The sequence below is a fragment of the Arthrobacter sp. 05T423 genome (assembly GCF_056396245.1).
In genome coordinates this window covers 213,759-228,127 of the sequence record NZ_JBFTLC010000001.1, presented here as the reverse complement: position 1 = coordinate 228,127, position 14,369 = coordinate 213,759, and the positions used below count along the sequence as shown (strand labels likewise).

General features: G+C 68.8%; 15 protein-coding genes. 5 read left to right on the top strand and 10 right to left on the bottom strand.

Annotated features, from left to right (window positions below):
• Positions 1–3: 3 nt before the first annotated feature.
• On the bottom strand, positions 4–420 hold the full coding sequence (locus AC1DFE_RS01155) for an MGMT family protein (protein WP_476904093.1): 417 nt from the start codon (positions 418–420) through the stop codon (positions 4–6).
• 144 nt (positions 421–564) lie between these two features.
• Here AC1DFE_RS01155 and AC1DFE_RS01150 point away from each other — a divergent pair, with 144 nt between their 5' ends.
• The 4 genes from AC1DFE_RS01150 (at position 565) to AC1DFE_RS01135 (ending at position 4,031) form a co-directional block, all read left to right on the top strand.
• Positions 565–1,275, top strand: coding sequence for an exonuclease domain-containing protein (locus AC1DFE_RS01150; protein ID WP_476904092.1), 711 nt, complete (start codon positions 565–567; stop codon positions 1,273–1,275).
• A gap of 288 nt (positions 1,276–1,563) precedes the next feature.
• Positions 1,564–2,514: an ABC transporter substrate-binding protein gene (locus AC1DFE_RS01145; RefSeq protein WP_476904368.1), complete on the top strand. Its 951-nt coding sequence runs from the start codon at positions 1,564–1,566 to the stop codon at positions 2,512–2,514.
• A gap of 18 nt (positions 2,515–2,532) precedes the next feature.
• Complete coding sequence (locus AC1DFE_RS01140) at positions 2,533–3,297, top strand: amino acid ABC transporter permease (protein WP_476904091.1); 765 nt, start codon at positions 2,533–2,535, stop codon at positions 3,295–3,297.
• On the top strand, positions 3,294–4,031 hold the full coding sequence (locus tag AC1DFE_RS01135) for an amino acid ABC transporter ATP-binding protein (protein ID WP_476904090.1): 738 nt from the start codon (positions 3,294–3,296) through the stop codon (positions 4,029–4,031). The genes AC1DFE_RS01140 and AC1DFE_RS01135 overlap by 4 nt, the downstream gene beginning before the upstream one ends.
• 110 nt (positions 4,032–4,141) lie before the next feature.
• On the opposite strand, the gene hemL is transcribed toward AC1DFE_RS01135, so the two are convergent.
• The 8 genes from hemL to mprA all read right to left on the bottom strand — a co-directional run bounded on the left by hemL (position 4,142) and on the right by mprA (position 11,766).
• Complete coding sequence (hemL, locus tag AC1DFE_RS01130; protein WP_476904089.1) at positions 4,142–5,473, bottom strand: glutamate-1-semialdehyde 2,1-aminomutase; 1,332 nt, start codon at positions 5,471–5,473, stop codon at positions 4,142–4,144.
• A 13-nt stretch (positions 5,474–5,486) separates the two neighbouring features.
• Positions 5,487–6,617, bottom strand: coding sequence for an LLM class flavin-dependent oxidoreductase (locus tag AC1DFE_RS01125; protein WP_476904088.1), 1,131 nt, complete (start codon positions 6,615–6,617; stop codon positions 5,487–5,489).
• On the bottom strand, positions 6,617–7,597 hold the full coding sequence (gene hemB, locus AC1DFE_RS01120) for a porphobilinogen synthase (RefSeq protein WP_476904087.1): 981 nt from the start codon (positions 7,595–7,597) through the stop codon (positions 6,617–6,619). The genes AC1DFE_RS01125 and hemB overlap by 1 nt, the downstream gene beginning before the upstream one ends.
• A gap of 42 nt (positions 7,598–7,639) precedes the next feature.
• Complete coding sequence (locus tag AC1DFE_RS01115) at positions 7,640–8,581, bottom strand: uroporphyrinogen-III synthase (RefSeq protein ID WP_476904086.1); 942 nt, start codon at positions 8,579–8,581, stop codon at positions 7,640–7,642.
• A gap of 17 nt (positions 8,582–8,598) precedes the next feature.
• Entirely contained in the window at positions 8,599–9,597 is a 999-nt protein-coding gene (hemC, locus tag AC1DFE_RS01110; RefSeq protein WP_476904085.1) for a hydroxymethylbilane synthase, read from the bottom strand.
• On the bottom strand, positions 9,594–10,829 hold the full coding sequence (locus AC1DFE_RS01105; protein ID WP_476904084.1) for a ferrochelatase: 1,236 nt from the start codon (positions 10,827–10,829) through the stop codon (positions 9,594–9,596). The genes hemC and AC1DFE_RS01105 overlap by 4 nt, the downstream gene beginning before the upstream one ends.
• On the bottom strand, positions 10,826–11,527 hold the full coding sequence (hemQ, locus tag AC1DFE_RS01100; RefSeq protein WP_476904083.1) for a hydrogen peroxide-dependent heme synthase: 702 nt from the start codon (positions 11,525–11,527) through the stop codon (positions 10,826–10,828). The genes AC1DFE_RS01105 and hemQ overlap by 4 nt, the downstream gene beginning before the upstream one ends.
• 74 nt (positions 11,528–11,601) lie before the next feature.
• On the bottom strand, positions 11,602–11,766 hold the full coding sequence (mprA, locus tag AC1DFE_RS01095; protein WP_476904082.1) for an MprA protease, GlyGly-CTERM protein-sorting domain-containing form: 165 nt from the start codon (positions 11,764–11,766) through the stop codon (positions 11,602–11,604).
• A gap of 121 nt (positions 11,767–11,887) precedes the next feature.
• On the opposite strand from mprA, the gene AC1DFE_RS01090 reads away from it, so the two are divergent.
• Positions 11,888–12,751 carry a hypothetical protein gene (locus AC1DFE_RS01090; protein ID WP_476904081.1) on the top strand — a complete coding sequence of 288 codons (864 nt, stop codon included), beginning with the start codon at positions 11,888–11,890 and terminating at the stop codon, positions 12,749–12,751.
• Positions 12,752–12,898: 147 nt separating this feature from the next.
• Here the strand turns inward: AC1DFE_RS01090 and hemG are convergent, their stop codons facing one another.
• Positions 12,899–14,368: a protoporphyrinogen oxidase gene (hemG, locus tag AC1DFE_RS01085; protein ID WP_476904080.1), complete on the bottom strand. Its 1,470-nt coding sequence runs from the start codon at positions 14,366–14,368 to the stop codon at positions 12,899–12,901.
• Between the last annotated feature and the right edge of the window lies 1 nt (position 14,369).

Genomic DNA, 14,369 nt, shown 5'->3' with positions numbered 1-14,369 from the left:
CGGTCACACGGTCATTCCATCATCCGGCACTGACAATTTTCGCAGCGACGCCTCGAGCCGCTCGGCAATCGTGTCCAGGGCATCAAAATCGGCCTCGGAGGGGGCCCACCGCGCGCTGGTCAGATCCACCCGCCACCGCCCCTCGCCGGTCCTCGCGAACTCCTGATAGTCGCCGCGCAGGGGCGTGCCCTCCCGCAGGTAGTAATCGAGGGCCTCGGACTCATGGCCGTCCGGCGCCAGCCCGCTGGCCCGCAGCACCCGCCACCATGGCACGCTACTGCCGTAATGGCTCAGCACGGATCCCACCTGCCGGGGGCCGCCGGAGCCCAGAAGCTCGGCGACGTCCCCGTAAGCCACCGCCGAACCGGCCGGGATGAGGTCAACCACCGCCAAAACCGCCTCCACGTACTCCACCCGCATGGCTTCAGACTATCGGCCGCCACACACCGTCGGCCGCAGGGACAGGCACCATGTGTGTCTTCCCACACCGTGTCTTCCCACACCATGCCGGACACGCGCGGGGCAAGGGCCATTCCTGTCGGCGCCTCCGGGTAATTTGGAGCCATGAGCACTTGGAACACTCTCCCCCGCGCCGCGTTCGACCTTGAAACCACGGGCCGTAATTCCCGCGCTGCCCGGATCGTCACGGCTTCCATCACCGTGGTGGACAGCTCCGGAAACGTGGTTCGGGAGCATGAGTGGCTGGCCGATCCGGGCGTTGAGATTCCGGCGGAGGCCAGTGAGGTCCACGGGATCACCACCGAACATGCCCGCAGCCACGGGCGGCCTGCGGCCGATGTCACCAGGGAAGTCTCCGCCGTGCTCCAGGGACTCTTCGACGACGACGTTCCGGTGATCGCCTTCAACGCCAGCTACGACTTCACCGTCCTGGCCGCCGAGTCGGCCCGCTATGGCGTGCCGCAGCTGAGCCGGTTCCCCGTCCTGGACCCGTACATCATGAACAAGCAGGTGGACAGGTACCGCAAGGGCAAGAGGACTTTGACGGCGCTGTGCGAGGAGTACGGCGTGGACCTGGAAAATGCGCACACCTCGGCAGCGGACGCCCTGGCGACACTGCGTATGCTCGATGCCATGGCCGGTAAATTCCCCAAGCTCAGCATGCCGGCCGGCCAGCTGCACCAGCTGCAGGTGGACTGGGCAGTCAGCCAGGCCGCCGACTTCCAGCAGTACCTCCGCAAGACCAAGCCCGCCGCCGTCATCGAGGGTGACTGGCCGGTGCTGCCCCCGGAAGACGCCAGCCGCGGCGGCTTCTGATTGGTGCGATGCATTTCACAGCAGCGCGCCCGCCCTACCGGCGCCCTGACAGCGCCTTGCTGATTCTGTAACAGGAACTCCTGTCGCTGCTGTTGGGCCACGAGCCCGCTGAAACCCGCATTATATTCGGGAAAACCCGCCTCGACCCATTCACTACGTCACCTAACGGCCGTATTAACGGCAGGTGAGACAATTAAGTTTTGCGGGCGCGCCTCTGCGGCTCCGGATCCCGGCGCCAGACGGCTTGACTGCCCGCCCCCGTTTATCCCAATGAAAGTGATGCGCGTGATGAAAATCAAAGCCTTGAAGTGGCTGTCCACGGTTCCCGTGGCCGTAGCCATGGCCGTATCCCTGGCTGCCTGCGGTGGAGGCACCGCTGCTCCCAGTGGCTCGTCGACCGACGCCCTCGCCGGCAGCGACCAGCAGGCGCTGGACAAGTACACCACCAAGGACGTCATCGCCCTGGACAAGATCGACAAGTCCAAGCTCGGCCTGATCACCGACGGCACCCTCAAGGTCGGCACCCTTTCCGACGCGCCGCCCAACATCTTCATTGATAAGGACGGCAACTTCACCGGGTACGACAACGAACTCCTGAAGGCCATGGCGGCCAAGCTTGGCCTCAAGGTGGAGTTCGCCTCGACCAAGTTCCAGGGCCTCCTGGCCCAGGTTAAGAACAAGCAGTTCGACGTCGGCTCCTCCTCCATCTCCACCACGGACGCCCGGCGCGAGACCGTGGCCTTCACCAACGGCTACGACTTCGGCTACATGGCCATCGTGACCAAGGATGACGCGAAGGTGAAGTCCTTCGACGACCTGAAGCAGGGCGTGCGCATCGGCGTCGTCCAGGGCACGGTCCAGGACGACTTCGTCACGAATACGCTGAAGCTCGAGCCGGTCCGCTTCCCGGACTACAACACCGTCTACGCGAACGTGAAGAGCGGCCAGATCGACGCCTGGGTTGCTCCTTCGCAGCAGGCCGAGGGCCAGGTCAAGTCGGGCGACGGCACGAAGATCGCCGAGAAGAAGGTCAACACCCAGAACTTCACGGCGTACGCGGTGGCCAAGGACAACCAGCCCCTGACTGACGCGCTCAACTCGGCGCTCGACGCCGTGATCGCCGACGGCACGTGGACCAAGCTCACCACCCAGTGGTACACGGACCGTCCCACGATCAAGGAGCAGACTCCTGAGGGCTGGAAGCCGGGCAGCAAGGCCGTCCAGGTCCCCACGAAGTAACCGACTGACAGGCGCCACATGGATTATCTGAACAGGCTCGCCGAGACCTTCCTCGACTGGAAGGCCATCGCCGAAGTACTCCCGGCCATGTTTTCGGTCGGTCTGCCCAACACCCTCGTCCTGGCAGTCGTCTCGGGCATCATCGGCTGCGTGGTCGGCATGGTGCTGGCCCTGATGGGCATCTCGCGTAATCCTGTGGCGCGGTGGGCCGCCCGGGTGTACACGGACGTGTTCCGTGGACTCCCGGCGGTCCTCACCATCCTCGTCATCGGCCTCGGCTTCGGCCCGATCTTCCGCGAGCTGACAGGGGTCAACAGCCCCTACCCCATGGGTATCGCCGCGCTCTCGCTCATGTCCAGCGCCTACATCGGGGAGATCTTCCGCTCCGGCATCCAAAGCGTGGACAAGGGCCAACTCGAGGCTGCCCGCGCCCTGGGCTTCGGCTATGGCCCCTCCCTCCGCATGGTGGTGGTGCCGCAGGGCATCCGCCGTGTGCTTCCGGCGCTGGTGAACCAGTTCATCGCGCTGATCAAGGAGTCCTCGCTGGTCTTCACCTTGGGACTCCTCGCCTCCGAGCGTGAGCTGTTCCAGATCGGCCAGGACGCCGCCGCACGAAGCGGCAACCTGTCCGGCTACGTGGCGGCAGCGGTGTTCTACCTCGCCATGACCGTCCCGCTGACGCACTTCGTCAACTGGATCGACGCACGCCTGCGCACCGGCCGGCCGCAGAAGATGGAACCGGATGAGGCTGCCGCCGTCGTCGGGAAGGGAGCCCACTCATGAGCAAGTTCACCTCAGGCTCCCTCGAAGCGAAAAACGTCCATCTCGCCTTCGGCCACAACAAGGTCCTGCGCGGCATCGACCTGAGCGTCCCGGCCGGCACCACGGCGTCGGTGATCGGCCCGTCAGGCTCCGGCAAGTCGACCCTTCTGCGCGTGATGAACCGGCTGATCGAACCGGATGCCGGGGACATCCTCCTGGACGGCAAATCGGTCCTGAAGGAGAACCCCGACGAGCTCCGTCGCAGGATCGGCATGGTCTTCCAGCAGTTCAACCTGTTCCCGCACAAGAGTGTGGGCGAGAATGTGGCGTTCGCGCTGCGCAAGCTGCGGAAACTGCCCGCGGAGCAGGCGCGCGAGGAGGCCCTCAGCCAGCTCGACCTCGTCGGGCTCAAGCACAAGGCCGATGTCCGCCCTGCCACCCTTTCCGGCGGTCAGCAGCAGCGGGTGGCGATCGCACGTGCCCTCGCCATGAAGCCGGAGGTCATGTTCTTCGACGAGGCCACCTCCGCCCTCGACCCCGAGCTCGTCAAGGGGGTCCTGGCTCTCATGGCGGACCTCGCGAAGGGCGGCATGACCATGGTGGTGGTTACCCACGAAATGGGCTTCTCGCGCAACGTCTCGGACACCGTGACCTTCATGGACGGCGGTGTGGTGGTGGAGTCGGGCCCGCCGGGGCAGGTGTTTGAAAACCCGCGGACGGAGCGGCTGCAGGGCTTCCTCTCGGACGTCCTGTAGGTCAGCAATAGGTCAACTGGAACACCGAATAAGCAAAAGACTCTGGCACCCGCCGCGGCGGGTGCCAGAGTCTTTTGCTTTACAAGTGAAGTCCGACGGCGGGCGGCTGATTAGGCCTTCGCTGCGGCGGCCGCCTCCGCGGCGGCGGGCAGTGCCTCGAAGATCCGGTTCATCGCGGCGTCATCGTGCGCCGCGGACAGGAACCAGGCCTCGAAGACGGACGGCGGCAGGTAGACGCCCGAATCCAGCATGGAGTGGAAGAAGGGGGCGTAGCGGAACGACTCCTGCTTCAGCGCGTCGCTGTAGTTGTGGACGCCGTGCTCGGACGTGCCGAACGCCACCGAGAAGAGGTTGCCGGCGTGCTGGATGGAGTGGTCCACGCCGGCCGAATCCAGGGCGGCGGACAGGGCACCGGAAAGTTCCAGCGACCGCGCGTCCACGAACGAGTACACGTCCCGGGTGGCGTGGGTCAGGGTGGCAACGCCGGCCGCCATGGCCACCGGGTTACCGGACAGGGTTCCCGCCTGGTAAACGGGACCAAGCGGGGCGAGGTAGTCCATGACGTCAGCACGTCCGCCGAGTGCCGCCGCCGGCATGCCCCCGCCAATCACTTTCCCGAACGTCAGCAGGTCTGGGGTCCACTTCTCCGTGGCGTCGGCAGCGCCGCCGGTGAGCCCCCAGTAGCCCGAGTAGCCGGTGCGGAAACCGGTCAGGACCTCGTCGACGATCAGCAGGGCGCCGTGGGCTGCCGTGATTCGGGAGAGCCCGGCATTGAAGCCCTCTGCCGGCGTGACCACGCCCATGTTGGCGGGCGCGGCCTCCGTGATGACGGCGGCGATGTTGGGTCCGTGCTCGGCGAACGCGGCCTCGACAGCGCCGAGGTCGTTGTAGGGCAGCACCAGGGTCTCGGCGGCGGTGGCGGCCGTGACACCGGCCGAACCCGGCAGGGCGAGAGTGGCAACGCCGGAGCCGGCGGACGCGAGCAGCCCGTCGAGGTGCCCGTGGTAGCAGCCGGCGAACTTGATGACCAGGTTGCGGCCGGTGAAGCCCCTCGCCAGCCGGACCGCCGTCATGGTGGCTTCCGTGCCGGTGGACACCATGCGCAGCCGTTCGACGGCGGAAACGCGTTCCTTGACGATGGCCGCAAGGTTGGCCTCATCGGGCGTGGAGGCGCCGAAGGAGAGGCCGCGGTCCACGGCCGCGTGAACGGCGTCGAGGACGGCCGGGTGGGCGTGGCCCAGGAGGGCCGGGCCCCAGGAGCAGACCAGGTCCACGTACTCCTTGCCGTCGGCGTCGGTCAGGTACGGGCCCTTGGCCGCCACCATGAAGCGGGGCGTCCCGCCGACGGAGCCGAAGGCGCGGACCGGGGAGTTCACGCCGCCGGGCATCAGCTGGCGGGCGCGGTCGAAAAGTTCCTCGTTGCGAGGGGTACTGGAAGTCATGGTTCCCATTCTTTCAGTCTGCAGGAGTGTCACCGGACAGGAGCTCGGCCACTCGCGGTGCCACCACCGTGCCGAAGAGTTCGATGCAACGCATCATGGATTCGTGCGGCAGCGTGCCGTTGCCGTATTTCAGGTCAAAGCGGTCCACGCCGAGGTTCCGCTTGAGCAGCGCGATCTTCTGCGCCACAGTCTCAGGCGACCCGACGTATAACGCGCCCTCCGGACCGCACATGGCATCGAAGTCCCGCCGGTTTCCCGGACCCCAGCCGCGCTCGGCACCGATCCTGTTCCGTTGGGCAAGCCAGTGCGGAAAGAGCTCCTCACGGGCCGCCTCGTCGGTCCCGGCGATGTGGCCGGGCGAGTGGGTGGCGATTTGCTGCATGGGCCGGCCGTACTTGGCCATCGCCTCACGGTACAGGTCAACCAGCGGCGCGAAGGCGCGCGGCTGGCCCCCAATGATGGCAAAGATGATCGGGTAGCCGTACTCCGCGCAGCGCAGTACGGACTCTGGGGTGCCGCCCACGCCGATCCAGGCCGGCAGCAGGTGGTGCTCCAGCGGCGGATAGACACTCAGCCCGGCAAGGGAAGGCCGGGTTCGGCCTTCCCAGTGCACCGGCTTTTGCGCCCGCACCCTGTCAAAGAGCTCGAGCTTCTCCTCGAACAGCACCTCGTAGTCCGCCAGGTCCAGGCCGAACAGCGGAAACGACTCGACGAATGAGCCGCGGCCCAGCATCACCTCGGCGCGGCCGCCGGACAGGGCATCCACAGTCGAGAAGCGCTGGAACACGCGGATGGGGTCGTCCGAACTGAGGACGGTCACGGCCGAACCGAGCCGGATCCTGGTGGTCCTGGCCGCGGCGGCCGCCAGGAACACCTCCGGGGCGGACACTGCGAAGTCGCGGCGGTGGTGCTCCCCCACGCCGAAGGCGTGAAGTCCGACGGCGTCGGCCAGGACCGCCTGGTCCAGCAGCTCCCGCAGCACAAGGGCATGCGGCTTGGGTCCGCCGGAGCCGTCCACGCCGACGTCGCCGAACGTGTTAAGACCGAGCAGGATCTGGCCGGGACCCACGGGAGCGGTGGGTCCAACCGCAGCGGTGGGTTCCCCGGCCGGTGCTGCGGTCTGGCCCGGGGCCGGCTCCGGCATCAGGATTCCCTGAGCCAGCCGGCGATTTCGCTGGCCCAGTACGTGAGGACCATGTTGGCCCCGGCGCGACGGATGCCCAGGACCGACTCGGTGATGGCGGCCCGCCGGTCGATCCAGCCGTTGGCGGCGGCGGCCTCAATCATGGCGTACTCCCCCGAGATCTGGTAGGCGGCGACCGGCACCGGGCTCATGTCAGCGACGTCGGCCAGGATGTCGAGGTAGCTCATGGCCGGCTTGACCATCACCATGTCCGCGCCCTCGGCGAGGTCCAGTTCCACCTCCTGGATGGCCTCGCGGCGGTTGGCCGCGTCCATCTGGTAGGTCCTGCGGTCGCCCTGCAGCTGCGAGTCCACCGCTTCCCGGAATGGGCCGTAGAACGCCGACGCGTACTTCGCGGCGTAGGCCACCACGGCCGTGTTCACGTGGCCGGCGTCTTCGAGGGCCTGGCGGATCACGCCGATCTGTCCGTCCATCATTCCGGACGGCCCCAGCACGTGGGCGCCGGCGTCGGCCTGGGCCAGCGCCATCTTGGCGTAGATCTCCAGCGTGGCGTCATTGTCCACGTAGCCGTCGCTGTCCAGGACGCCACAGTGGCCGTGATCGGTGAATTCGTCCAGGCAGACGTCGCTCATCACCACAAGGCTGTCGCCCACCTCGGCCCTGACGTCGCGGATGGCCTTGTTGAGCACCCCGTCCGGGTCCAGCGATGCCGTGCCCTCGGCGTCCCGGGTTTCGGGAATGCCGAACAGCATGATGCCGCCGACGCCGAGTTCCACGGCTTCGGCAGCAGCCCGCTTGAGGGTATCGGTGGTGTGCTGCATGACGCCCGGCATGGAGGCAATCGGGTTGGGCTCCGACAGCCCTTCCCGGATGAACGCGGGCAGGATCAGGTCCGCCGGGGCCAGCCGGTACTCGGCCGTAAGCCTGCGCATGGCCGGGGTGGTGCGGAGCCGCCGGGGGCGGTGGTGCGGAAAGCTCATGTCCTGTCCTTCACTGTGTGCCTGCTGTTGATGAATGGATGCTTAGAGGGCTTCAACGGCCCGGATAACGGCGGCCACGAGCCCGTCCGGCGTGGCCTCCCGCGCTGTGGCCGCCACCACGAGTCCCCGGGCTTCCGCCTCGGCGGCGGTCGCCGGGCCAATGGCCACCAGGCGGCAGGCGCGGAGCGGCGCCAGGGTGTCAGCGATGCGCCGAACTGCGCTGGGCGAGGCGGCGACGACGGCGGCCAGGGCGCCGTCGTCGACTTCGGCTTTCGCTTCGGCGGGCGTCAGCAGCGGCAGCGAAGCGGTATCTCTGCCGTCGTTACCGCCGCTGCCGTCGTTGCCGTCGTTGCCGGTGCCGTCGCAACAGACGGTTGCGCCACCGAAAAGCTGGCCGAGGCGGCGCGCCGGGGCAGCCGGGAAATCCACCGTGGAATATGCCACCACCGTACGGACCCGGGCACCCTTCGCTGCCAGCCCCCGGGCCAACGCGGGGGCCGCGATATCGGCCTGCGGCAACAGCACGTCAGCCGCACCGCCGGGCCACTCGCTGACGATCCCGGCCGCCGAATGTTCGTGCTGCGGCGAGAAGTGCACGGAAATCCCCGCGGTCTCGAGCGCCCTCCGGCTGGCGGGGCCCACCGCGGCCACGCGGGTTCCGGCCGGAAGCCAGTGACGCAGTTCAACGGCCCGCTCCTCAGCCTTTTCCTGCAGCGCGAGGACGGTGGTGGCGCTGCTGACCACGAGCCACTCAAAGCGGCCCGCGCCCAGCGCCTCAAAGGCGTCGTCAAGGGCTGCCTGATCAGGGGCACGTTCGGCGGCCGTCAGCGGCAGCAGGAGGGGGACGGCACCGGCCAGCCGCAGTGCGGCCGCAAGGGAACCGGACCGCTCGGGGCTTCGCGTCACCAGGACGCGGCGCCCTTCCAGCGGGCGTTCTTCAGGCGGGCGTCCGCCCGCCCGGTGCTCCCTGCTTGTTGTTCCCATACGGTGACCGGCTGCGGTCAGGACGCCGTCAGGTCCGCGATGTCCGCAGCCCCCGCTGCCAGCAGGACCTCGGCCAGTTCAATTCCGAGGAGGGTGGCGCCGACCTCCGTGAGTCCGTCCGTGGCCCGCTTGTCCCGCACCGAGGCGGTGCCGTCCACGGCACAGACCACGGCTTCCAGGTGAAGCATGCTGCCCTTGCGGTACGCGTAGGCGCCAACGGGGGCGGCGCAGCCTGCCTCGAGCCGGGCCAGCAGTGCCCGTTCGGCCGTGACGGCCAGCCTGGTGTCGGCGTCGTCAAGGGCGGCCAGCGCCTGGGCGAGCACACCCTGCGACCCCTCGGTGGACGCGGCCCGGCGGGGCGCCTCGGCGGTGCGGCATTCGATGGCAAGCGATCCCTGGCCGGCGGCCGGGAGCATGATGTCCGTCTCCAGGTATTCGGTGACGGTGTCGAGGCGGCCGATCCGTTCCAGTCCGGCGGCGGCGAGAACGACGGCGTCGAGGTCACACGACTTCCCGTCCACCACAGCGTCGGTAGTGTTGCCGGGCAACCCGGGCACGCGGCCCAGGCGGGTGTCCACGTTGCCGCGGATGTCCACAATGTCCAGGTCCGGCCGGACGGCGCGCAGCTGCGCGGCCCGGCGGGGTGAGCCGGTACCGACGCGGCCGCCCTTGGGCAGGTCGGCGAGCTTGAGCCCGTTCCGGGCGCAGAGGACGTCGCGGACGTCCACCCGCGGCGGGGTCGCTGCCAGCACCAGGCCCGGGGCGGAACCGGTAGGCAGGTCCTTCAGCGAGTGGACGGCCACGTCGCACTCGTTCCGCAGCAGCGCGTCGCGCAGCGCCGCCACGAAAACGCCGGTGCCGCCCATCTGGGACAGCGATCCGGTGAGGACGTCCCCGTCGGTCCTGACGTGGACGAGTTCGACGTCGAAACCCCCGACGGCGGCCAGCCGGTCGGCCGTTTGCTGCGTCTGGGTCAGGGCGAGCTTGCTCGCCCTGGTGCCGATCCGTACTGTCACTTCGCGTCCTGCCCGGCGGCCGGATAGGGGTCATGCCCCTGGCCCACGGTGGTGTCGGCGCCGGCAATGGTTGGCTTTTCGCCGCGGAAGTTTTCGCAGCAGCCGGGACGGCACACGTCGTACCAGGGACCCAGGCCGGTGACGGCCGGGCGGTCCTCGACGTTGTTCGCCACCGTCCGCTCGCAGATGAGTTCCGCGAGCCCCTCGACAAAGCGGCGGTGCGTCCCCGGAGTCGGCACGCGCGTGGCGGCGAGACCCAGGTCCTGGCAGGTCTGCAGCGCTTCGGTGTCGAGGTCCCAGACCACCTCCATGTGGTCGCTGACGAAGCCCAACGGCACGATCACGATGCCCGCGACGCCCTGTTTGGCGAGGTCCTCGATGGCGTCGTTGATGTCCGGTTCCAGCCACGGAATATGAGGAGCGCCGGAGCGCGACTGGTAGACGAGGGACCACGGCGCGGACAGTCCGGAATCGGCTTCCACGCGCCGCATGATCTCCGCACCGTTGGCGAGGTGCTGGGCCACGTAGGCGGAATCCTCCGCGAACTCCCGCGGCTCGTCCTCGGACCGGCCCGCGGCCACGGCATCCCGGGTGGGAATGGAGTGGGTGGCGAACAGAACGTGGATGGGGGCGTCCGGCTTTCCGGCGGCCGCCAGCTGCGCGCGCACGTCAGCCACACCTTCGGCGGTGCCGGCTATGAAGGGTTCCACAAAGCCGGGGTGGTCGAAGTACTGGCGGATCTTGTCCACTTCCAGCCTGCCGTCGAGCCCGGTTTCGGTCAGCGCCATGCCGATGTCCTCGCGGTACTGGCGGCAGCTGGAGTAGCAGGAATACGCGCTCGTGGTGAGCATGAGCAGCCGGCGGTGGCCGGCGTCGTACGCGTCCTGGAGGGTCTGCGGGATGTAGGGGTCCCAGTTGCGGTTGCCCCACAGCACGGGCAGCTCGATGCCCCGCGCGGCCAGCTCGGCTTCAAGGGCTGCCTTGAGCTCGCGGTTCTGCTGGTTGATCGGGCTGATGCCGCCGTTGGCGCGGTAGTGGTGGGATACCTCTTCGAGGCGCTCATCGGGGATCCCCCGGCCCCGTGTGACGTTGCGGAGAAACGGGATCACGTCGTCCTGGCCTTCGGGGCCGCCGAAGGAGGCGAGGAGGACGCCGTCGTATTCCTTCGGGGCCATCCTGCCGGTCTCGGTGACAGGATTCACGGCGGCTTCCTGCGGATCCAGCGGACTCATGCGAGGACCTCGGCGATTTCGCCGGCGGTGATCCTCCGGCCGGTGTAGAACGGGATCTCCTCGCGGACGTGGTTGCGCGCTTCGGTGGAGCGCAGGTGGCGCATCAGGTCAACGAGGTCCACCAGCTCGGGCGCCTCCAGGCCGAGGATCCACTCCCAGTCGCCCAGCGCGAAGGAGGAAACGGTGTTGGAGATGACCTGCGGGAAGTCGCGCCCCAGCAGGCCATGGTCGCGCAGCATCTGGCCGCGCTCCTGATCCGGGAGCAGATACCACTCGTAGGAGCGGACGAACGGGTACACGCACAGCCACTCGGCCGGTGCCACGCCGCGGGAGTACGCGGGCGTATGGTTTTTGGCGAACTCCGCTTCGCGGTGGACGCCCATGGCGGACCAGACGATTTCGGTTCCCGCGAACAGCTTGCTGCGGCGGATGTCACGGATGGCCTGCTGCAGCGCCTCGGGCTTGGGTCCGTGGAGCCAGACCATGACGTCGGCGTCGGCGCGCATGGCGGATACGTCGTAGCTTCCGCGGTGGGTGACCCCTCCTTCGGTCAGGCGCGCCACCAGGGCGTCGAAATCCTCGGCAGCATCGGCGCTGCGGAGGACCTCGGCGGAGCGCTTGAAAACGGTCCAGAGGGTGAAGAACTGCTCAGCTGATTCTTCGGTTTTGGTGACAGATTCGGCAGGAGTGTGGCTCATGGTTACTATCCTGCCCCTTCCATGCGGCCTAAGTCGAAAAACTCAACTTCTACGTCGCGTAGAAGTGGCTAATTTCACAGCGACCGCCGGATCCGGATCGCGGCAAAACCCGCCGCCCCGGCAAGCGCCAGCAACCCTGCGCCCCACCACACCTGCGGCTCAATGGTCCCGTTCCGCGAAACTCCCATGACAGCAGCTTCGGCCGGTACCCGCGTGTAGAGCGAGCTGATCGTGGCCATGTTATTGGGACCCGCGAGCTGAGCCGAGCCCCAGACTCCGGCGGCAACTCCCGCGGCCGAACCTCCCCGCAGCCCCGATCCCCCGGACAGGCCCGCTATCTCTTCGAAGGTGCTGGCACCCGTGGACCGGGATTCGGTGTTGGCTGCTGAGCTTTGTGATCCGCCTCCGGCCGGCGCGGCCGGCGCAGCTGAACCGGTAGCTCCGGACGCTGAGCCGGCAGGAGACTGCTGGCCGGCAGGAACCTGCCCCGCCGGGGAGGAGCCGCCCGTTCCTGCCGACGATCCGGTCCAACTCCCCGATTGTGACGGGGTCCCGGACGGCTGCGCTTGGGACGGCGTGCCGGAGGACTGTGACGGGGAGGGGGAAGGCGAATCCGGCGAGGCCGACGGCCGGGCGGTCCGCGTGGGCTCTGGAGTTCCCGACGACGTCGGCGCCGGCGCCGGCTCCGTGCGACCCGGCTGGGTGGGCACCGGAACGGACGGCACGGGAACCGGAATGGTGGGCACCGGAACGGCCGGCACAGGAACAGACGGGACCGGAACGGCCGGCGTCGGGCTGGCGGAGATCCTGACCGAAGGGTCCGGCGTCGGAACCGGAACCAGCGGCGCAAGGGACGGCGGCAGCGACGGCGAGGGTGCCGGTTCGGCCGGACGGTCGCGTTCCTTCGAGCCGCGGGCCCTGTCGGCGGACCGTGTGCGTTCTGTGGACGGTGTTCGTTCGGTGGACCGCTCGTTGGACAGTGCGGCCGCCGCCCAGGCCTCAAGGCCGGCGGCGTCGACGGTGGCGCCCAGCCCCGTCCCGGAAGCACTGCCGGCCTGCTCCGAGTCCGCCAACAGGCCGGATGCGGGCAGCTCTGACGCAGCTGCGTTGGATGCAGGAACCCCTGCGGACAAGACCAGTACCGCTCCGAACGCTGCCGCTGCTGTGCCGCGCCGAAGTCCCCCATGGAAACCAGTCAGCGAACGAAAACCCTCGGACTTCTGATTGACCATAGTCATCGACCCTAAACACATTTTCGCGCCGGGGAAAACTTGCAGGCGGCCCGGGCAGGCGGTATCGCGGGCGGCAGGAAACCTGTCCCCGGCCAGCCCCTCGGCGGGCGGGGATACGTCCCTGCCGCGCCAGGCAGCGCTATGCCAGGAAGGCCGCGAGCTGCTTTCTCGTGTCCGCCACCACGGCCGCCAGGCCGTTGCCGGCCAGCCAGCCGCCCACCATCAGCAACCCGTCAGTGCCGGCACAGACCTGCCGGACCTCGGCAACCCGCTGCCGGTGGCCGACCGCGGCAAACGGCAGGGCTCCGGCCCAGCTGACGACGTCCCAGTCCACCAGCGCATCGCGCGTGACAGCCACGGTCAGCAGCGCTGACGCATCCTGCAAAGCCATGTCAAGCAGTTCCGTATCCGACGCCGATTCCAGCCCGGGCGCGGCAGCCGCCGAATGGGCCGGCACACCGTCGCTGCGCCCGTAGGAGAGCCGCAGCACGTGCCGCCCGCGTCCGGCTGATTCAGCCACCCAGTCCCATTTGGCCGTGGCATGGGTTAGTGCCTTCGCCTGGATTCCGGCCGTCTGCGGCGCCACCAGTATCCCCGTGCCACGCGGACGCCGGTCCAGTGCGGGGAGATCAACAACGAGTGTCACAAGCTTGACTACTGGCCCGGGGCCCGGTTCATGTTCGGCCAGGGCCGGCACCGCTGCCCGGAGGAGCCGCACGGCGGAGGGCCCGTCCAGGGCAACCACTAGTACGTCGGCTCTGTAGCCGCCCTCACCCGCCGTCACCTCCCAGCCATGCTGAGTGCGTGCGACGGCGGTGGCGGCCGTTCCCGTCCGCAACTCAACGCCACGCGCCCGGAGGTCCGCCACCAGCTCCGTCACGAGGGTGTGCATGCCGCCTTTCAGGCCCGCGACGGCGGAGCCCGCCTTGGCTGGCTGGCCTTGCGAGGGCGCGACTCGCGAGGGCGTCCCCTTGCGCTGGGCAGCCACGGCCGCGGCCAGCGACCCGTGCTTGGTGATGCCCGCGCGCAGCCCGGGGGCAACCATGTCCACATCGAGGAGGCCCGGGTCAGCCGAATGCACGCCGCCCACCACGGGTTCGACGAGCCGTTCGAGGACGCGGCGTCCCATTCTGGTCCGCACCAGCGCCGAGACGCTGGAGACCTCCGCGGTGGTTCCCACCGAGGCGGGCAGCAGCTTGTCCAGCGAGGCGCGCAGGGAGCCGCGCAGGCCGAGCGAGCGGCGCACCTCCGGGTCCCACGGATTCGCCGGGATGCCCAGCACACCGGTCTTGGGAAGTTCGCGGGGGCCGCCGGGCAACTGCACCCACGCCCCGCCGGGCCGGGGAGCAACGATGTTTCCGCCGAGCCCCAGTTCAGCCGCGAGGTCCGCCACGGCTGCCGAACGGGTGGCGAACGACTCGGCCCCGCTGTCCAGGGTCAGCCCGGCGACGTCATGCCGGCCCACACAGCCGCCCCATGCTTCGGCGGCTTCCAACACCGTGGTGCGAAGTCCCGCCCGGGCCAGCTCCCGGGCGGCCAAGAGCCCGGAGATGCCGCCGCCCACCACCAGCGCCGTGCGTCCGGCGGCCGGAGGACTCCCCGCAGCCACG